We start from the raw sequence: 20126 nt of genomic DNA, 5'->3' as shown, positions 1-20126 counted from the left end.
CCGTCTGGGGCACGCGCCCCGCTCAGCTGTGTGCGGGAAGCCGGAACAGGGCAACGCTGTCGGCCAGATTACCGGCCAGTCGCAGCAGCATTTCGCTTTCGGTCTCGACCTGGTTGATGATGGCGTGGTTATCCTGGGCCCGCCCCGAAATACTGGCGATGCTCGATGCCATCAACTCGCCCGCCTGGCTTTGCTCGCCCAGCGATAGCTCGACCTCCTGCATCCTGAGGTCGACGGTGCGTGCGTCCTTGTCCAACGCGCTCAACACCTGCTGGGCTTCGAGCAATTGTCCGGTCCCCGTTTCCAGCCGCGTAATGGTCTGATGCATCAGATTGACCACGGCCAGCGCATAGCGCTGGATGTCGACGGTCATGCCTGCTATTTCCCGTGTCGCCTCATCCGTGCGCTGCGCCAGAGCGCGCACCTGATCCGCCACCACGGCAAAACCCCGCCCCGCCTCGCCCGCGCGCGCCGCTTCGATCGCCGCGTTCAGCGCCAGCAGGTTCGTCTGTTCGGCGACCTCGCCAATCACGCGCGTCACCGCCGAAATCGCTGCGGCCTGTTTTTCCAGCGATTCGATATCGCCGCTGGACTGGCGCAACTCGTCCAGCGTCGAGTACAGCCCATCGTGCACCTGGCCGACAAGACGATTGCCATTGCCGCTCAGTCCTATCGCCGTTTTCATCAGCACGGCCACGCCCTGCGCCTGCTCGCTCAGACTGTGGATATTGACCGACAGCTGTTCGATCGCAGCAGCCGAAGCGCCGCTGTCCTCTGACTGGGTCTGACTGTTCTGGTTGATCGTTTCCATCGACCCTGCCAGCGCCTGCGCGGCTTCGCGCATTTGCGTGGTGCCGCGTCTGACCCCGCCCAGCACCTGTGCCAGCCGGGATTGCATGTCGCTCATGCTCGCCAGCAGGCTGTGGGTATCGCCGGCGCTAACATCGACCGCAGCGGACAAGTCGCCCGCCGCGATCTGGCGCACGACCGTGGATGAATACCCGGGCTCGCCGCCCAGCTGCCGCATCAGACGACGAATGATGGACAAGCCCAGCAACAGGCCAATGCCGACAATCAGCGACAAGGTCGCGATCAGCGCCCAGGTCAAGGTGCGGTCCAATTGGGCCGCCTCCTGCGCCGTTGCATCGCCGTAGGCGTTGGAGGCGGTCACAACCGCATCGATGGCCTGCCGGTGCTGCTGGTATATCGTCTGCATCTGATTGAACACCTGCAGCGCGCCAGCCGCGTCGCCGGCATCGAGACGGGCAGGCAGATCCGTGTGCGCGAGCCGGAAAAAGGCCTTGCCCGTAGGGAAAGCCTGATCGACCAGAGGCGTCCTGATCGCGGATGGCAGATCGGATGCGCGCCAGCCGCGATGGCTTGCGTCGAACTCCTGCTCCAGCGTCGCCATTCGCTGCAGCAGGGCAGCCCGGTCCCCGGCCGTTGCGGCTCGCATGAGCTGGTGCGCGACCAGATTGGCTTCGATGATATAGGCTGGCGGCGGCAGAATATCGGCGACCAGGTCCTTGCTTTGTATGATGCGGGCGTAGATGGGCCCATTGACTTTGAGCGTGTGTATCGCCCAGAACGAGGCCGCGGCAAAACCGGCCATGCCGATCAGCAGTGCGGCCAATAGCAGGCGCATGCTGGCTTTGAATCCCAGTTGCGACATGTTGATCCCCTTTCCGCTGTGCAAGTGCAGGCGGATGACAGTCCATCTGAATAACACGGCTCCCGGAAGCGGACGGCGCCGAGCGCAGAGCGCCGCTCTGTTCAATATTTCGAACGTCAGCCATGTTTACTTTGTTATTCCGAAAGACTACTTGTTTATGTTTACTTTGTTATTTCAACAAGCTACATAGCAGAAATCATGCCATCGACTGACGAAATATCAACACAAACCGCCTTATATCGGCCAATTGTCTTCATAAACTGCGCAAGAAAAATGATCCTAATGTAATTTATATTCCAACGTCACAATCAATAATTCTTAAAATCCGATTAATATTCTAAACAACGCAGAAGGGCACGCTAAATACCGCCACCGCACAACTGTGGTGCAAAGGCGGGCGCTCTTGCGGGAACACACCGTGGCGGTCACCGGCAACGCAGTCCCCGGCCTCAAATCGGTGCAGCGCCTGTGGCTTATGGAAGTCGGGGAAGCGAGGCCTGTTGCCTGGCGAAGCAATCCGTCAAGAACGCTTTCAGCTGCTGAACGGCAGGCGTCAGCGCGCTGCGATGAGCGCTGACCAACTGCAATGGCGAAGGCTGGCCGTAATGGGCCGGGAACAGTTCGAGCAAGCGCCCCGCCTGGAGATCCGGCCACACATCCAGCCGCGACTTGTACACCACTCCCAGCCCGGCCAGCGCCCAGCGCCGGACAACATCGGCATCGTCGCTGACGCGATCCCCAGCGACGCTGACCGTCTGGATGCCCTGCGGCAGATGAAAACTCCAGCGTTCAAATGTCTGATCACCCATTACATAGCGCAAGCAATTGTGGCGGGACAGATCCAGCGGCGTGCGGGGTGCGCCGTGGCGTTCGATGTAGGCGGGAGACGCACACAGGGTCCGCCGGTTGGACGGCACCAGCGGCAGGGAAACCAGACTCGAATCCGCCAATTGACCGTAACGGATCCCGGCATCCACCGACTCGCGGAACAAGTCAGCCGTCTGGTCGCTCATGTGCAGATGCAATGTCAGCCCGGGATGGCTCTGCTGGAACTGGTCCAGCCACGGCAGCAGGACATTGCGGCCAAGGTCGGAAGGAATCGACAGGCGCAAGGGGCCTTCGATCTCGTCACGCCCTTGCAACAGCGCCTGCCTCCCGCCGGCCACGGCCTCCAGAATCGCCCGGGCATGCGGCAGATACCGCTCGCCGTCTTCGGACAGGCGCATCCGGCGTGTCGACCGCACGAAGAGACGCGCGCCAAGCGCCTGCTCGAGACGCTGCATCGAGCCGCTTGCCAGCGCTGGACTCAGGTCGAGTTCCCGCGCGGCGGCCGAGAAACTGCCGGCCTCGGCGGCACGGATGAAAACCTGAAGGTCATCGAGTCTTACCATCATTTTCGTGATTTTTTTGAAAGTGTTTCACAATTTTGCACGTTTCACGCTAACTGGCAATTTCATACCATGCCCCGATGGCATGTCTGCCGGCAAATCGGCAAGCATTGACTAGCCGGCTGCCTGCCCCATGGCTGTCCCCTGACAGGGACGCCCACGGAAAGCCCTCACCGGTACTTTCCGATTTCTATTCCCCACTCAGGAGCAGCACAATGAAAGCTGTCGGTTTTTACACCCCCCAGGCCGTCGATAACGCCGACTCTTTAGTCGACATTCAACTTCCCGCACCACTCGCAACCGGGCACGACCTGCTCGTTGAAGTCCATGCCGTCTCGGTCAATCCGGTCGATGTCAAAGTCCGGGCCAGTGCGCAACCGCCAGCCGGGCAGGCCAGAATACTCGGCTGGGATGCCGCAGGCATCGTACGCGCCGTCGGCGACAAGGTGACCCGCTTCAAAGCAGGCGACCGTGTCTGGTATGCCGGCGAGATCAACCGCCCGGGCAGCAATTCCGAACTGCAGTTGGTGGACGAACGCATTGCGGGGCCGGCACCGGCGAGCCTCGACTTCGCCGAGGCTGCCGCCATGCCGCTGACCAGTCTGACGGCATGGGAGCTACTGTTCGATCGGCTGAAGGTTCAGCATGCCGACCCGGCACAGGACAATCGCTTGCTGGTGGTCGGCGCGGCGGGAGGGGTCGGCTCGATTCTGTTGCAGCTTGCACGCGCCCTGACCGGCCTGACCGTCATTGCCACGGCCTCGCGCGAGGAAACGCGGGCCTGGGCGAGCGAATGCGGCGCTCATCATGTGATCGACCATCACCAGCCCTGGTCAGCGCAACTCGCCGCCCTGGGGTTTGCCGACGTGACCCATGTCATCGGGCTCAACCACACTGAAGCCTATCTGGCGCAGATTGTCGAGGTCCTGCGCGCCGAAGGCCAGCTGGCACTGATAGACGACCCGCAGAGCCTGGACATCGTCCCGTTCAAGGCCAAGTCCTTGTCGGTGCACTGGGAGCTGATGTTTACCCGTTCGCTCTTCAAGGCACCCAGCCTTGCCCGCCAGCATGACATCCTGCGCAAGATGGCCGCTCTGGTCGATGCCGGCACAGTCAGGACGACGCTGACTGAGCGTATCAAGGGGATCAATGCCGAGAATCTCAGGCAGGTGCATGCACGGATAGAGCAGGGCAATGCGCGTGGCAAGATCGTCCTGGAAACCGTTTGAGCGGGCACGCAAATCTGAAGTCGGGCACATTCGATCCGGCGCCAGGACACCGGGGGGCAAGGGCGCGGCCGGCTTCCCCGTTCCCGACTCCGTGGCGCCGCCTCGTGCGCTTCGCCCGCCCGTTGCCCGCCCGTTGCCTGCACCCTGGACAAGCCCCTGTCCGCACGGCTGCCCGGCGACATCCGGGGCGGGTCGCGGACCTCGGGCCAAAGAGCGTCGCCGCGACGCCTGCCCGACCCGCGCGCTTCACTCCCCGCTCCTGGCGCGGCGCGATTGGCGCCCGTTCCGACAGTGGCTTCGTCCATGATGAATAGCGGCCGTCATCTCATCGCGTCCGGCATGCAACTGGCATCACATCATGGCGGACCCAGATAGCCGCGCAGCATCTTCGATAGCTGATCGGCCAGAGTCGACCATTCCATCTCGATGACATCCTGCGCGTCGGAGGTGTTCAAAACGCGCCACTCCAGCGTTGCCTGGATGGTGAGTCGAACGAGCGCAATCGCAGAATCCGTCGCCGTCGCCGGGCGCAAGGGATGAAAAATGACAGGCTCCGTCAATGCCAGAAAAGCCCGGTTTGCTTTTTGCTGCAGTTGGCTCGCGCAGCCTCTTTCGACATCGCTCAAGGCAAAGCCCCGGATAAGACGGGCGTGACGCTGGAAAAGCCGCGTCACTGCAATCACGTGCGCATCGACGAAGGCATCAAACTCGCACGCCCCCCCGAGACAGAGCGTGCGCTCGGCATCAACCTCGGCACTGCCTTGCTCAATCCACTTGTCGTAAGCCGCAGCGAGCAGCTCCTGCTTGTTGGAAAACTTGGTATAGATACTGCCGACAGCGACCTTCGCCCGTGCCGCGACAGCCGCTATCGTCAAGGGCGCGACCCCCGACTCGGAAACGAGTTCATTCGTTGCCGCAAGAATTCGCTCGAGGGTTGCCCGGCTACGCTCCTGCTGGGGTGGTCGTGAATGCGTCATGCGTGCCTCGAAACTTGACTTGATGTCGTTAAATGCTAGCATTAACATGAATGTGAATTCAAATTCATATTTTACACAGAATGAGGATATCGCCATGCACTATGCAACGACGAAAGCCGACCGCAACCCTTTGCCCGCCTCCTACGGCTCTGAAGCCAGATATCTGGGCTACCGGGACGAGGATAGGAAAAAACCGTGGGCGCACTACTTCAAGGGAGACACGCTGCCCGTCCAGCCACATGTACTGGAAGCGCTGGCAGCGGGCCCCTCGCCATCGGAATATGGTTTCTCGCTGAATGAGGCTGCGAGCATATTGTCTCGTCCCGGCTACGGCAAGATGGAAACCGGCTATACCATTCTGGACGATGGCAAGATCATGATATCCATTTTGACAAACATGCCGGGGGTGACCGGCGAGATGTGGGATTGGTGGTTTGGCTGGCATAGCAGCGATACAACGCGCTACAAGCTCTGGCACCCGGATGCGCACTACTACGCAGGAATAGGGGAAGACCGGAGTGCCGATCGCTCTCTGACCGACCGCCAGCGCTATATCGACAATGTCAGCTATGTCGACGAATACCTGGGCGAAAAACGCAGTGATCTCACGGTCAGGTTCATCGACCCGATACGGTTGGGTTTCGAGAAAAGCCGGCCCGGATCGACCGTCATCGCGGCTCGTGGCGGATCGACCAGCCTGCCGGTGTCGAGCGCCTGGCTGATCCACCAGGTGCGCGCAACCGAAGATGGCGCAGAAATGCGAAGCCGCTTCATCTTCAATGACTTTCAGCTACTGGATCTGCCGCCGGAATCGTTATCCAGCCCGCAAGGCAGGGCCATTGCGACGATGTCGGAAGCCCAGGTCAAGGATTTCAAATTCCCGCCCGAAGCCTGGCAACAGCTGCGTGTCATCGGACCCGACATGATCTACCACTGCGCGTCCGAGATGAATCATCTTGCCTCGTTCCTGCCGCCGCTTTTCGAAGAGTTCCGGGATACGCCATAGTCGGCGCGATGGCGTATCGCCGGATGGAAACGGGGAAACCGAGCCATGCGTGCGCAGCAGCCAGCCAGGTGAAAAGGCGCGCGAGGCAACGAGCAGCCGTCGCCGTGGCGACGGCTGCTGTCCGACCGGAGTCGTCGCTCAAGCCCATGACGAGCAGTGGCGACTTTCACATCGGAGCATAGCCATTGATGTCTCAGACAGGCCAGGTCCGACCCAGTCCGTATCGATGGCCATGGCGGTAGTGGCTCGGCAGAGCAGCTCAATGAAAAAAAGCCTGTTGCCGCATCGCTTTGCAGCAACAGGCTCTTTTGCGCCTCCGTGACTAATAGGCCTGATCCAGTATTGCCAGCACATCCTGCCGCGTAGGGCTACGCGGATTAAACCTGGTAGAAACCTCCTCTAGCGCATCCCGGGCTACGCGTTCAAACACGTCTCGGTCAATACCACACGCAGACAGCGTCGGGATCTGCAGCGCCCGATTAAGTGCACGAACCGCATCTACCGCAGCCTGAGCGGCACCGGCATCACTCAGCCCGTGTACATTACACCCCATGGCGTTGGCAATGCATCGGAACTTGCCTGATGCGGCTGGCGCATTGAAGGCCATCACCTCGGGCAGGACAATCGCATTGGCTACGCCATGAGCCAGATGGCAATGCGCTCCCAGTGGATGGGCAATCGAATGCGCCAGGCCAAGTGCTGCCGAATTAAAGGCAAACCCGGCCATCATACTTCCCAGCCCCATTGAGGAGCGCGCCTCAATATCATCGCCATGCTCGAAAGCCCGCACCAAATTTTGACTGATCAGTTCGATCGCCTTCAGTGCCAGCGCATCGGTCGGCACCATCGCGGCCCGAGACACATAGGCCTCGATGGCGTGAGTCAGGGCATCCATGCCGGTCGATGCAGTGATAGTCGGAGGAAGACCAACAGTCAGCAACGGGTCGGCCAATGCCAGCGTTGGACCAACAAACTGACCACCAATCACCATCTTGCGCGTCCGCTCGGTATCCGTCACCACACTGACCGTCGTGACTTCGCTGGCCGTTCCCGATGTCGTAGGAATGGCAATCAACGGCCGCCCCGGATGCTTCACCCGATCAAAACCTTCGTACAAGCGGATCGGTGACGGGTTGGTCAGCAGAATATTCACCGCCTTGGCACAATCGATCGTGCTCCCACCTCCGATCGCCACCACCACATCGGCATTAGTGGCCCGTGCCAGCTGTGCGGCCTCCTCCACCTGTACGTCCGGCGGATTGGCTTTCACCTGGTCGTACTCCACCATGTCAATGCCTGCCGCCTGCAGCGAGCCCAGCAGAGCATCGACCAGCCCTGCCGCCTTAACCCCCGGATCGGACAGGACAAAAGCCGTTTTCGCTCCCATTCCTGCCGCAAGCTCCCCCAGTTTTGCCGAGATTCCGGGGCCAAAACGCACGAATCCGGGAATGCCAAAAGCAAACTCCATACGCCCTCCCCTTAATCAACGATCCACGCGGTCGAGTGCCTGCTTCAGGGCACCGACAATGGTATCGGCATGGTCCCGATCCAGCACCAGCGGCGGAGCGATTACCAGCTTGGAACCAACGGGGCGAACCACGACACCCGCCTCACGTGTTGCCGCAGCCAGCCTCCAGGTCAGATCGCTGCTTGGGGGGAGCATTTCACGGGTTTGCTTGTCAGACACCAAATCAATCGCCAGCATCAGCCCCTTGCCACGCACATTGCCAACAGAACGGTAATTCTGCTCAAATGGCTTGAGGCGCTCCAGCAAATAGCTGCCGACACTTGCCGCATTTCCCGGCAGGTCTTCTTTTTCAACGATATCCAGCACGGCCAGCGCTGCAGCGCACCCCAGCGGGTGTCCGCCATAGGTATACCCGGTCATCAGGGCGCCATTGAAATCGGTATTCTTTTCGATGGCATCAGCAACGCGGTGGTTAAGCAGGGTGGCCGACAGGGGGATATAACCTGCAGTCAGCGCTTTGGCTAGTGCCATGATATCCGGCTTGACCCCCCAGCCGCGGGATCCAAACATGCAACCACTGCGGCCAAATCCGGTGACCACTTCATCTGCAATCAGCAGCACACCATACTTGTCGCAAATCTCGCGCACCAACGGCCAGTAGTTGGCCGGAGGCACGATGACCCCTCCCGCGCCCTGTACCGGTTCGGCAATAAACGCAGCCACCGTTTCCGGGCCCTGATGCTGAATTTCTCTTTCCAGCAGGTTCGCACATATGCGCCCTAATTCTTCCGGATCATCAGTCCACGGATTGCGATACAGCCATGGCGTATCAATCTGGGTGCATCCCCCCAGACCTGGTTCATAATTCAACCTGAAGGCATTGATGCCACTGACAGATGCGCCACCAAAATGCACCCCATGGTAGGCATTTTTCAACGAAATGAATTTAGTGCGTGCGGGCATACCTTGAGTACGCCAATACTGGCGCGCTACTTTCAGCGCCGTTTCGATCGCATCCGAACCTCCTGTGCCATACAGCACCCGCGCCATATCCTCCTGCCGGGTCATCTGCACCAGTTTTTCTGCCAGTTCAGCCGCGCGCGGATGCATGACCCCTTCGAACATCTGGCCATAAATCTGCTGATCCATCTGTTTGCTAATGGCGGCTTTGACTTCCGGGCGGCCATGGCCGATATTCACACACCACAGGCCGGCAAAGCCATCGAGCATTTTGTTGCCTTTTTCATCCCAGACGTACAAACCTTCCGATTTAACGATCTGCAGGCGCTCACGTTGTTTCCACTCCCCGGGGTGGCACATTGGATGCCAGAACTTGTAATCAACAGACGTCATTTCACTGCTAGCACGCACATTCATTTGGGGTACTCCTGTCTTTGAGTAATAAGAGGCAGCGCCGTGGAGACAGCAGATCAATCCAGACTTTCAACCAATTGACCAAGCCGGGCATAACGTTCGGGAAAAAAGCGGTTAAGCAGCACTGCCAACAGATACCCCAGCAACGCCACGCCAAACACCAGATAAGGCAGCAGGAAGATCAGTGGAGACGAAGAACCGCTCATTACATCCAGGTTTTGGATCACCTTGGCCAGAGCTCCAAACATGCATACGGTGGCCAACACCGGGGCAATACGGGCGCTCCAGACCGAAACACCAAGACGAGGGTTACGCAAGAAGAACATAAAGACAGCCACTGAGACTGCACCTTGCAACAACAGGATGGACATGGTGCTAATCGCCGACATGAAGGGGAACACCGATAACATCGGATCGAGCCTGGCGACAGCGGCTACAAGCACCGCCAGTAGCATCACCGCAGTCTGAATGGTGCTGGCGACATAGGGAGTGCCATGAATCTTGTGAATAGTCGCCAGGCCTGACCACATAAAGCCTTCGCGCCCCATCACGAATAGATAGCGTGACATCGTGTTATGAAATGCCTGCGTTGCGGCAAACAAGCTAGTGATCAGAAGCACGGACATCGCTTCAACAGCCCATTGACCAAGCGCCTGGTGTGCCAGCTGGAACACAAAGTGTCCCGGGTCCTTGCTCGCCAGCGCCGCCACCTGCGCGGCACCGCAGCTCTGAACAAACACCCATGTGGTAAAAGCGAAAAAAACGGTAATCAGGATCACGGCCAACAGCGTTGCGCGTGGGATGGCTTTTTCCGGGTTACGGCATTCTTCGGAATAAATAGCCGTCGCTTCAAAACCAACAAAAGAACCAATCGCAAAGATCAGAGCCACCCCCATTGCCCCATGCGTAGCGACGGAAGGCAGGAAGGAACTAAACTCCAGAGACGAAGCCGGACGATGCGCTAGCAAACCCATATCGGTCAGTAGCACCACACAGATCTCCATCAGCATCAGCACCCCGAGCAGACGGCCACCCAGTTCGACTTTTTGCACCCCCAGCACCATGACCGTTACCAGCATGGCCAGGCTATAGGCCCACCATGGCAGATTGATCTGAAAATGCTCCTGCACGAACATCTGCGCAAAAAAACCGAACATCGCGGCTACCGACAACTGAATCGTCGCATAAGCCAGCAAAGCCACCTTCAGGCCAGCAACACCGCACTTGCGCCCCAGGCCAATGGCGATATAAGAATAAAATGCGCCAGCATTGACGATATGGCGGCTCATCGCCACATAGCCAAAAGAAAACACCAGCAAGATCAAACCGGCCAACACAAAGACCCCTGGCACACCGGCCCCATTTCCAGCAAAGAAAGCCACCGGAACAGCACCGACCACACCAGTCAATGGAGAGGCGGCTGCGATCACAAAAAAGATGATCGACCACAATCCAAGACTATTCTTTTTTAGTTGATTACTTGTTTGCATCATTCATCCTCCGATGAGTTTGTCGCTCTAGTATCGCGATGTAGATGCAAACCGGTTATCGAAATATGGCAATATTTCTGACGCTCAGTCTGAGTGCATAAGCGCATGAAAATGAAGCACAAATCACTTTTTTTGTGCAAAAAAACAGGAGGGAAGCAGTGGGGGGGAATCCATGCCGGCCAGTCTCGGTCGGAAATCAGATTTCAGAGGCGAGAGGCACGGATGGTCTGCCGCGGTTGCTCACCAAACAGGCGCTTGTAATCAACGGCAAACTGGGACAAATGCCAGAATCCCCAGCGGGTCGCGACATCGCTGACCCGGACCTGGCCTCCAGCCCGTGACAAGTCGTTTCGTACATTATTAAGACGGATGATTTTCAGGAAAGCAGCCGGGCTGATGCCGGTGACTTGTTCAAAGCAATTTTGCAGGGTCCGGCGCGAGGTGTAGGTTTTCTTGCAGAGATCATCCACAGTCAAAATCTGCTCTCCAGACGCTTCCAGCAATTCGCGCGTGCAACTCACAACCCGGCGTGCCTTGCTGAACGCCATGCGCTCTCGATCTGGGCTGCTAACGCGTAGATAAGCGGCCACCAGGTCAGTCGCATCACTACAGAACTGACGCCTGGCCGCGCTGGATAAAAAAACCAGCGGATGATGCATCATGGCCAGCAGAGTCGACTCGATACGCTGGCGCAGCCCTTCTGCCAGGGCGCGATTTTCTACCGTGGCAGGCGGGCAATGGTATTGATCCAACCCCAGCATGGAGCATGGCAAGCTAATCATAAGCAAATGGCTGGTTTGCGGTGTGCGCAACAGGAGTTCGGACGCTTGCCCCAGGCAGGTTACATGGTCTAGCGTCAGTAATTTCCCAGACCAGCGAGCCTCGCCAGACAAGGTGCGAAACACCCCGAGGTTAATGGTTCCCGGGCGAGCCGGCCCGGTCTGAAATACGGATTGTGACAGCTGCTCTTGCACAATCTGTATGCCATCCAGCCGTGCTTCACAGATGGAGCCCTCAAAACGGCCACATGAAATCTGGTCATAGTGCAGGTTCCAGTCACTGAACAGACGGGCATGATCATGCAAGTCGCGGATGCGGGAAGCGACCCGAACGTCACATCCGGCCGCATCCGTCAGGACGCTGGGGAGCGTTGACATGGCGTTCTCCCATGAGGACATACGCCGTAAGAGAGCAAGAAACAGACCACCCGTAAAATACGGACATTCTGCGCAGCATTACAGCTTACGGCAGTCGACCATTCCATAACCGACGAAGCCAGTGCGATCCAGCAATGCCCGCAATGGCCTGCGGATTCAACCGGTGGGCGCAGCCATGACGGCATCAAGCCGTAGCAAGGGGACACTCAAGTTGTGTCACAGCACAGCGCCCCTGCTCTCTCTGAAATGCCTGTTTTCGACCTGCCCGAAGAAACCGGCATGGACCGGCATTGCCCCATCGCGCGGAGGGCCCGAAGCGCAAACGCAAAAAAGCCAACCCATAAGGACTGGCTTTTCTGGTAATTCTGGTGGCCAATCTCGGAATCGAACCAAGGACACGCGGATTTTCAATCCGCTGCTCTACCAACTGAGCTAATTGGCCTTCTGTTTCAACGCTGCTGCGTTGTCAGAGGTCGCCATTTAACCAGAGGCCGCGGCCTTCGTCAAGACGTTTTGCACGGTTTCAACGACAAAAAAGAAGCGGCGAATTATTTCCCTTCTGCATCAATAATTTGCCGGAGGCGATTTTACCGCGCCCCGGGATGCCACCACCAGTTGCTCCATCGCGCCGAACACGCTGCCACCTCCGGCATCGAGCATTTCGATACGGATCCGGTCACCGGGTCGCAAATAAGGGGTAAGCACGGCCCCCTGCTCCATGAGTTCGCGCATGCGCCGCTCGATCAGGCAGCATTCGCCGCTGCCGGATTCGGGGCTGGAAACCGAGCCGCCGCCGAGCACGGTGCCCGCCGAGAGCCGGCGTGTTCGCGCCGCATGCGCGAGCAGACGCGGAAACGGAAAATGCATGCCCGCACCGGCATCGACATGGCCGAAGCGCTGGCCATTGAGTTCGACTTGCATCGGCAGATGCAGGCGCCCGTCGCGCCAGGCTGCCCCGGCCTCGTCTGGCGTTACCGCCAAGGGCGATGCGCTGCAGGCGGGCTTGCCCTGGAAAAAGCCGAAACCCTTGGCCAATTCGGCCGGAATCAACTCGCGCAGGCTCCAGTCGTTGACCAGCATCAGCAAGCGGATCGCCTGTGCGCAGTGCGCCGGATCAGCGCCCTGCGCAACATCGCTGGTGATCACCGCCACTTCGGCCTCGAAATCCAGCCCCCAGGCCGGGTCGGCCAGTTCCAGCACCGACAAGGGCGGCAGAAAGCAGTCGGAGCCGCCCTGATACAGCAACGGATCGTCGTAGTAGCGTTCCGGCATCGGCACACCCCGTGCGCGCCGCACCGATTCGACATGGTGCGGATAGGCGCTGCCGTCGGCCCACTGGTAGGCGCGCGGCAGCGGTGCCAGGCAGTGCACGGGGTCGAAAGGCCGACTCTCGTCGCACTCGCCCCGGTTGAGCGCGCGATAGTCGGCTTCCAGCACGGGTGCCACCTCATCCCAGTGATCGAGCGCGGCCTGCAGCGTCGGAACGATGCCGGCCGCGCACGCGCGCGTCAGGTCGCGACTGACCAGCATCAGGCAACCGTCGCGCGCTCCGTTGTCATAGGTGGCCAGCTTCATGCCCGCACCTCCCTCCAGCTGTCGACGTAGCCGCTCCACTCGGCGGCAGCGAGCATGGCAGCGGGTTCGAGCGCGTCGCGCGCATCGATCATCACCGCGACTTCGTCGGTGGCGCTGCGGCTGCCGGCGGCACGCCAGGCAGCCGGGTGCGGCCCATGCGTAAAACCACAGGGATGCAGGGTCAGCATGCCGGGATGGATGTTGTCGCGGCTGACGAAAGATCCGGCGTGATAGAAGATCAGTTCGTCGAAATCGTCGTTATTATGAAAAAAAGGCAGGTGCAGCGCGCCCGGATCGGTCTCCAGCGGTCGCGGCACGAAGGTGCAGACCACGAAGCGGTCGGCGACGAAGGTCGTATGCGCCGACGGCGGCAGATGGTAGCGGTGGCTGTTCAGCGGCCGGATATCGCGCCAGGCCAGCCTGCACACCGACAGGTCGCCATGCCAGCCGACCGCGTCCAGCGGATTGAAAGGATACGTCACCGTCGACAGCGCTCCACGTCGCCGGATCACGACCTGCCACACCTCCTCGGTCTGCTGCGCGCGAAACCTGTCGTCGATCTCGGGCACGGCCAGCACGGCCGGGTCGAACAGGGCGTGCGCGCCAAGCAGGCCGCGCTCGGGCAGACGGTAGGCGCCGTTGACGGCCTCGATCAGCAATAGACGGCTGGGGGCGGCAGGTTCGAGCCGCCACATCGTCGAGCGTGGAATCAGCAGATAGTCTCCGGCGCGATAGCCGAGGTGGCCGTAGTCGCAGAACAGCTCGCCCTCGCCCTCGTGCACGAACAGCAGGTCATCGCCATCGCCATTGCGAAACAGCTGCGTCATCGCGGTCGAGCAGGTCCACATCCGCAGCCGGCAATGCGCGTTGCCGATCAATTCGACGGCGTCCCACGGACCTTGCCCGTCGTCGGCGACGCGACACAGATCATAGGCGCGCGGACGCAAGGGCCCTTCCCATCCGCTCCACGCGGTTGGAGGATGGCGGTGGTGCACATGCGACGCCGGACCGAAGAACCCCTCGCGTCCGACTTCTCGCTCGTAAGGCCCCGCCGCAGGCAGATCGGCATGGGCTTGCGCCGACGATTCTCCTGCTCGCAGGGGGTAATGTATCCATTTCTGCATCTCCCCTCCTCAACCCGGGCCGAGCACACCGCGTCGGATCTGATCGTCCTCGATCGCTTCGAACAGGGCGCGAAAATTGCCCTCGCCGAAGCCCTCGTTGCCCCTGCGCTGAATGATTTCGAAAAAAACGGGCCCGATGACCGGGCAGGTAAAGATCTGCAACAGCAGCCCCTCGCCATTGGCGGGGGCACCGTCGACCAGGATGCGGTTGCGCATCAGGCGCGCAAGATCTTCGCCATGCCCAGGCACGCGCTCGTCCGCCCGCGCGTAGTAGCTGTCGGGCGTCTCCATGAAGGCGACGCCGGCCGCGCGCAAGGCTTCGACCGAGGCGTGGATATCGCGGCAGGACAAGGCGATATGCTGAATGCCCTCTCCGTGGTAATCGCGCAAGAACTCCTCGATCTGGCTCGAATCGTCGCTCGATTCGTTGATCGGAATGCGGATCTTGCCGCATGGGCTGGTCATCGCCTGCGACACCAGCCCGGTGAGCTTGCCTTCGATGTCGAAGTAACGGACAGGCTGGAAGTTGCCGATGCGCTGGTAGAAGGCGGCCCAATGCGCCATCTCGCCACGATGCACGTTATGCGTGAGGTGATCGATAGCCAGCAAGCCGCAGTCGTTGCCAGGCAGGACATCGGGCCATTCGATATAGTCGATGTCGAACAGGGAATTCCCGCCGAAGCGGTCGACGAAGAACAGGGCCGAGCCGCCGACGCCTTCAATCGCCGGAATCTCGAGTTCGCTCACGCCGCGCGGGCGCACATGCGGCACCGCGCCGTGCTCGACTGCGTACAGGAATGCGCGCCTCGCGTCGCTAACCCGCCATGCCATGCCGCTGACAGACGGGCCGTGCCGGGCGGCGAACGCCGCCACCGGCCCCTCGGTTTCGCCGTTGAGCAGAAAACGGATATCGCCCTGGCGCCAGAGTACGATGTTCTTGTTGCGGTGGCGCGCCTCGGCACGAAAGCCGAGCGCACAAAACAGGGTGCCGAGCGCCTCGAGCCCGGCCGCGTCAGGGGCGGTGAACTCGACGAACTCGAAACCATCCGTCATCAGGGGATTGCTCGGGTGTGGCTTCATCATCATCTACGTCCTCCTGTGCCGTCATTCCAGGCCAACGGCGCGGCACCATTCGGCGAATGCTTCTTCAAGCCAGGCGAAGCTGTCGATTGCGAACAGGGTCTCCTGCATATGCCAGATATCGTAGGGCGTCGCAGCGACCGCGGCCATGTCGAACGGCAGCACCGTCGGCTGACCCGACAAACAGTAGAGCACTTCGTCCGGCGACGACAGAATGCCCGAACCATAGATGCGCAAGCCGTCGCGGGTGCGGATCAGGCCGAATTCGACGCTATACCAGTATAGATGCGGCAGCAGATCGCGCGCCGGGTGCCCACGCGCGGCGGCCTCGACCGCAGCCTCGCCCATGCGCTGAAAAAAAGCGGCAAAGCGCGCATCGGTAAGCAAGGGAGCGTGTCCGAGCAGTTCGTGAAAAATATCGGGAGCCGGGGTATAACCGATATCCTCTTGGCGCCGGATATAATCCGTGGAAGGAAACAGACGCTGCGCGAGCATCTCGAAGAATTCACCGTCCGGCACGACGCCATCGACCCGGCGCAGTCGCCAGCCGGTACACGCTTCGATGCGATCGCTGATGTCGGCGAGGCGGGGAATTTCGTCATCCGGGAAATCGAGGCGCTCGATGCCGGCGAGAAACTCGCGGCAGGCCCGTCCCGGCAACAGGCTGCGCTGGCTGCTCAGCAGAGTCGCCCAGGTACGGTTCTCGGCATCGCTATAGACCGGAGAGGCCACTTCGTGGATGTCCGGCCAGAACCGCCGTGTTTCGCGCTCGCCCATGCTGACCTCCTGCCCCGCAGCGGAGGCCGACGCCGCGGCCTGAGCCCTGCGGGCACGATTAGGTGTTTTATTCTAGGTAACGCTATTGGCAATTTCCTTGCTTTGATGCCACTATTTTGCGATACCTAAAAACAAAATTGCACCACACTGAATCCAAAGGAAAAACCATGCCAAGCCTTTCGCTGGACAAGACGGATCTGCGAATCCTGGCCGAACTTCAGCTTAACGGAAGACTGACCAATGTCGAACTGGCCGAAAGAGTGGCATTGTCGCCCTCGCCCTGCCTGCGACGCTTGAAACAATTGGAAGAATCGGGCGTGATCCAGCGCTATGTGGCACTGCTCGACCCAAGCCAGATCGGACTGGGCCTGCAGGCTTTCGTGCGCGTCTCGCTGGAGAAACGCGGCAATGCACTCACCCAGCAGTTTCTGGAAGCGGTGCAAGGCTGGCCGGAGGTGATCAACTGTTTCGCCATGACAGGCGACATGGACTTCTTGTTGCAGGTCTACTTCGAGGATATGGCGCACTTTTCGCGCTTCGTCATGGACGAGTTGATGCAGCAACCCGGAATCGAGGACGTCCGCTCCAGCTTCGTTCTCAAGGAATACAAACACACCACGGCGCTGCCGCTGGAACAGCTTCAGGCGCAGGAATAGGGTCGCTCCGCCCGCAGGCGGAGCAGTTGTTCACAAGCCGAGCCGCTGCCAGACGGTCGAGACGAGCCCGGCCTGGTTCAGCGTGTAGAAATGCAGCCCTGGCGCCCCATGCGTCAGCAGGCGATCACACAACTCGGTCACCACATCCAGACCCAGCGCCCGCACCGAGGCCACATCGTCGCCGTATGATTGCATGCGCTGACGCAGCCAGCGCGGCACTTCCGTGCCGCAGCTGTCTGAAAAACGGCACATCTGCGAAAAATTCGAAATCGGCATGATGCCCGGCACGATGGGGATATCGACCCCGCGCGCCCGGACCTCGTCGACAAAACGGAAGTAGGCGTCCGCATTGAAGAAATACTGGGTAATCGCCGAGTCCGCCCCTGCATTCACCTTGTTGGCGAAGTTGTCCAGGTCGGCATCGGCCGAACGCGCCTGCGGATGGAACTCGGGATAAGCCGCGACTTCGATATGAAAGTGATCGCCGTGCTCGGCGCGAATGAACTCGACCAGTTCGTTGGCGTAGCGAAACTCGCCGACTTCGACCATGCCCGACGGAATGTCACCGCGCAGGGCAACGATGTGGCGGATGCCGTGCTGTCGGTATTCGGACAGGATAGAGCGCACGCTATCGCGCGTGGAACCGACGCAAGACAGATGCGGGGCGGCCGCATGCCCCTCGGAGCGGATTTCCAGCACGGTGCTCAGCGTGCCGTCGCGGGTGGAACCACCGGCGCCGAAAGTAACGGAAAAGAACTGCGGGCGCAACTGCCCCAGCTGTTGGCGCGTGGAACGCAACTTGGCCACGCCTTCAGGGGTCTTGGGCGGGAAAAACTCGAAGCTGAAAGTCGGTTTTGAGTCACTCATCGATCACGGGCGCCTGTCGCGGAAACGGAACAAGCGGGCGACTCGCGTCGCCCGCCACGGGTACATCAATAGCGGTAGTGGTCCGGCTTGTACGGACCTTGTTGCGGCACGCTGATGTAATCGGCCTGCTGCGCAGTCAGCGTGGTGAGTTCCACCCCGATGCGCTTGAGATGCAGGCGTGCCACTTTCTCGTCCAGATGCTTGGGCAGCACATAGACCTGACGCTGATAGGCCGCACCGTTGATGAACAGCTCGATCTGTGCCAGAACCTGGTTAGTGAAGGAGTTGGACATCACGAAGCTCGGGTGCCCGGTCGCGCAGCCGAGGTTGACCAGCCGCCCTTCGGCCAGCAGGATGATGCGCTTGCCGTCCGGAAAGATGATGTGGTCGACCTGGGGCTTGATATTGTCCCACTGATATTGGCGCAGGCTGGCGACTTCGATTTCGGAGTCGAAATGGCCGATATTGCAGACGATGGACTGATTGCGCATCGCCGCCATATGGTCGTGCGCGATCACATTGACGTTGCCGGTGCAGGTGACGAAGATGTCGGCCTTGTCTGCCGCCCAATCCATGGTCACGACGCGATATCCCTCCATCGCCGCTTGCAGCGCGCAGATCGGATCGATTTCGGTGACCCATACCGTCGCGCCCAGGCCGCGCAGACTTTGCGCGCAGCCTTTGCCAACATCGCCGTAACCGGCGACGACGGCAACCTTGCCGGCGATCATCACATCGGTGGCGCGCTTGATGCCATCGACCAGGGACTCGCGGCAGCCGTACAGGTTATCGAACTTGGACTTGGTGACCGAATCGTTGACATTGAACGCAGGGAACGGCAGGCGCCCCTCTTTTTGCAGCTGGTACAGCCGATGCACGCCGGTGGTGGTTTCCTCGGTCACGCCCTTGATCGTGGCCAGGCGGCGCGAATACCAATGCGCATCGATTTCGAGATGGTGCGCGATAGCGGCAAACAAGGCGGTTTCTTCCTCATTGGCCGGTTTGGCGATGACGGAACGATCGCTCTCGGCGCGCGAACCCAGCATCAACAGCAGGGTGGCATCGCCGCCGTCGTCGAGAATCATGTTGGCGGTCGTATCGCCCCACTCGAAAATGCGATGGCTGTACTCCCAGTATTCGGTCAGGGACTCGCCCTTGAACGCGAACACGGGAATGCCGGAAGCGGCGATAGCGGCAGCGGCGTGGTCCTGGGTCGAAAAGATGTTGCAGGACGCCCAGCGCACTTCGGCCCCCAAAGCGACCAGCGTTTCGATCAGCACAGCGGTCTGGATGGTCATGTGCAGTGAACCGGCGATACGGGCGCCGGCCAGCGGCTTGTCGGAGCCGTATTCTGCGCGCAGAGCCATCAGGCCCGGCATTTCCGTTTCGGCGATCGCCAGTTCCTTGCGCCCCCAGGCGGCCAGGGAAATGTCGGCAACGTGAAAATCAGTGAATTCAGCCATCGTGGATTCCTTGCACGAGGCCGGTTGGGATGCACTCACCCGCATCCCGTGTCCGGCACGGTTTGTCAGGTAAGCGCCGTTTCATGGCCGGGCCTGGGACGACAATCGTCTCGCAGCGCTTCCCGGGACGCCTTCAAGCGTCGTGGTCGATGTTACAGGCCGGCGTCGGCGCGCAGTGCTTCCGCCTTGTCGGTGCGCTCCCAGGTGAACTCGGGCTCTTCGCGGCCAAAGTGGCCGTAGGCCGCCGTCTTGCCATAAATCGGGCGCAACAGGTCCAGCATTTGAATGATGCCCTTCGGGCGCAGGTCGAAGTGACGCTTCACCAGTTCCACAATCACTTCATTCGGGACGGCATTGGTACCGAAGGTGTCAACCGCGATCGAAGTCGGCTGCGACACACCGATTGCATACGAGATCTGGATCTGGCACTGACGGGCCAAACCGGCGGCAACGATATTCTTGGCCACATAACGGCCGGCGTAGGCCGCGGAGCGATCGACCTTGGACGGGTCCTTGCCTGAGAACGCGCCACCGCCGTGCGGCGCGGCGCCGCCATAGGTGTCGACGATGATCTTGCGCCCGGTCAGACCGCAGTCGCCCATCGGGCCGCCGATGACGAAGCGCCCGGTCGGGTTGATCAGGAAGCGGGTCTCGGCCGTCAGCATATCCAGCGGCAGCACCGGCTTCACGATGTCCTCGATCACGGCCTCGGTCAGCGTCTTGTGATCGATGTCCGGGCTGTGCTGAGTCGAGAGCACCACGGTGTCGATACGCTTGGGCAGACCGGTGTTCGAATCGTAGACGCAGGTGATCTGGCTTTTCG

Annotated in this window: 17 protein-coding genes, 1 tRNA gene and 1 riboswitch; of the genes, 3 read left to right on the top strand and 15 right to left on the bottom strand. The window is 60.3% G+C overall.

Annotated elements, in window-relative coordinates; genetic code table 11:
- Window positions 1-22 precede the first annotated feature (22 nt).
- Window positions 23-1672 (bottom strand): methyl-accepting chemotaxis protein, encoded by a 1650-nt coding sequence (locus tag G520_RS24170; RefSeq protein ID WP_051229552.1) that lies wholly within the window; start codon window positions 1670-1672, stop codon window positions 23-25.
- Between the two features lie 473 nt (window positions 1673-2145).
- The gene (locus tag G520_RS0120055; protein ID WP_211222889.1) at window positions 2146-3066 is read right to left on the bottom strand and encodes a LysR family transcriptional regulator; all 921 of its coding nucleotides are present in this window, start codon (window positions 3064-3066) and stop codon (window positions 2146-2148) included.
- Between the two features lie 209 nt (window positions 3067-3275).
- Here G520_RS0120055 and G520_RS0120050 point away from each other — a divergent pair, with 209 nt between their 5' ends.
- Complete coding sequence (locus G520_RS0120050; RefSeq protein ID WP_028537212.1) at window positions 3276-4289, top strand: zinc-binding alcohol dehydrogenase family protein; 1014 nt, start codon at window positions 3276-3278, stop codon at window positions 4287-4289.
- 356 nt (window positions 4290-4645) lie between these two features.
- On the opposite strand, the gene G520_RS24165 is transcribed toward G520_RS0120050, so the two are convergent.
- Window positions 4646-5266, bottom strand: coding sequence for a TetR/AcrR family transcriptional regulator (locus tag G520_RS24165; protein WP_169449865.1), 621 nt, complete (start codon window positions 5264-5266; stop codon window positions 4646-4648).
- On the opposite strand from G520_RS24165, the gene G520_RS0120040 reads away from it, so the two are divergent.
- Window positions 5265-6272: a DAPG hydrolase family protein gene (locus G520_RS0120040; protein WP_169449864.1), complete on the top strand. Its 1008-nt coding sequence runs from the start codon at window positions 5265-5267 to the stop codon at window positions 6270-6272. The genes G520_RS24165 and G520_RS0120040 overlap by 2 nt on opposite strands.
- A 322-nt stretch (window positions 6273-6594) precedes the next feature.
- On the opposite strand, the gene G520_RS0120035 is transcribed toward G520_RS0120040, so the two are convergent.
- From G520_RS0120035 to G520_RS0119995, 9 genes are all read right to left on the bottom strand, one after another.
- Complete coding sequence (locus tag G520_RS0120035) at window positions 6595-7740, bottom strand: iron-containing alcohol dehydrogenase (RefSeq protein WP_028537210.1); 1146 nt, start codon at window positions 7738-7740, stop codon at window positions 6595-6597.
- Between the two features lie 15 nt (window positions 7741-7755).
- Window positions 7756-9117: an aminotransferase class III-fold pyridoxal phosphate-dependent enzyme gene (locus G520_RS0120030; RefSeq protein WP_246542687.1), complete on the bottom strand. Its 1362-nt coding sequence runs from the start codon at window positions 9115-9117 to the stop codon at window positions 7756-7758.
- A 53-nt stretch (window positions 9118-9170) separates the two neighbouring features.
- Entirely contained in the window at window positions 9171-10607 is a 1437-nt protein-coding gene (locus G520_RS0120025; protein ID WP_211222888.1) for an APC family permease, read from the bottom strand.
- Between the two features lie 200 nt (window positions 10608-10807).
- On the bottom strand, window positions 10808-11761 hold the full coding sequence (locus G520_RS0120020; RefSeq protein WP_028537207.1) for a helix-turn-helix domain-containing protein: 954 nt from the start codon (window positions 11759-11761) through the stop codon (window positions 10808-10810).
- 366 nt (window positions 11762-12127) lie between these two features.
- Window positions 12128-12203 (bottom strand) — tRNA-Phe (locus G520_RS0120015).
- 122 nt (window positions 12204-12325) lie between these two features.
- Window positions 12326-13336, bottom strand: a complete 1011-nt coding sequence (locus G520_RS0120010; RefSeq protein ID WP_028537206.1) for a fumarylacetoacetate hydrolase family protein — start codon at window positions 13334-13336, stop codon at window positions 12326-12328.
- Window positions 13333-14460, bottom strand: coding sequence for a homogentisate 1,2-dioxygenase (locus G520_RS0120005; protein WP_028537205.1), 1128 nt, complete (start codon window positions 14458-14460; stop codon window positions 13333-13335). The genes G520_RS0120010 and G520_RS0120005 overlap by 4 nt, the downstream gene beginning before the upstream one ends.
- Window positions 14461-14469: 9 nt before the next feature.
- A complete protein-coding gene (hppD, locus tag G520_RS0120000) occupies window positions 14470-15543 on the bottom strand; it encodes a 4-hydroxyphenylpyruvate dioxygenase (RefSeq protein WP_036666699.1) in 1074 nt (357 codons plus the stop codon).
- Window positions 15544-15564: 21 nt separating this feature from the next.
- Entirely contained in the window at window positions 15565-16317 is a 753-nt protein-coding gene (locus G520_RS0119995; protein ID WP_028537203.1) for a phenylalanine 4-monooxygenase, read from the bottom strand.
- A 167-nt stretch (window positions 16318-16484) separates the two neighbouring features.
- On the opposite strand from G520_RS0119995, the gene G520_RS0119990 reads away from it, so the two are divergent.
- A complete protein-coding gene (locus G520_RS0119990) occupies window positions 16485-16973 on the top strand; it encodes an Lrp/AsnC family transcriptional regulator (protein WP_028537202.1) in 489 nt (162 codons plus the stop codon).
- 30 nt (window positions 16974-17003) lie between these two features.
- Here the strand turns inward: G520_RS0119990 and metF are convergent, their stop codons facing one another.
- The 3 genes from metF to metK form a co-directional block, all read right to left on the bottom strand.
- Window positions 17004-17840 (bottom strand): methylenetetrahydrofolate reductase [NAD(P)H], encoded by an 837-nt coding sequence (gene metF, locus G520_RS0119985; RefSeq protein ID WP_028537201.1) that lies wholly within the window; start codon window positions 17838-17840, stop codon window positions 17004-17006.
- Between the two features lie 65 nt (window positions 17841-17905).
- Window positions 17906-19303: an adenosylhomocysteinase gene (gene ahcY / locus G520_RS0119980; RefSeq protein WP_028537200.1), complete on the bottom strand. Its 1398-nt coding sequence runs from the start codon at window positions 19301-19303 to the stop codon at window positions 17906-17908.
- Between the two features lie 64 nt (window positions 19304-19367).
- Window positions 19368-19433, bottom strand: a riboswitch (S-adenosyl-L-homocysteine riboswitch).
- 22 nt (window positions 19434-19455) lie between these two features.
- On the bottom strand, window positions 19456-20126 hold a 671-nt coding region (gene metK, locus G520_RS0119975; RefSeq protein WP_028537199.1), incomplete at its 5' end, for a methionine adenosyltransferase.

Source organism: Paludibacterium yongneupense DSM 18731, assembly GCF_000422925.1.
Taxonomy (GTDB): domain Bacteria; phylum Pseudomonadota; class Gammaproteobacteria; order Burkholderiales; family Chromobacteriaceae; genus Paludibacterium; species Paludibacterium yongneupense.
The sequence above is the reverse complement of the archived record's forward strand: the minus strand, read 5'-3'. Positions and strand labels throughout refer to the sequence as shown.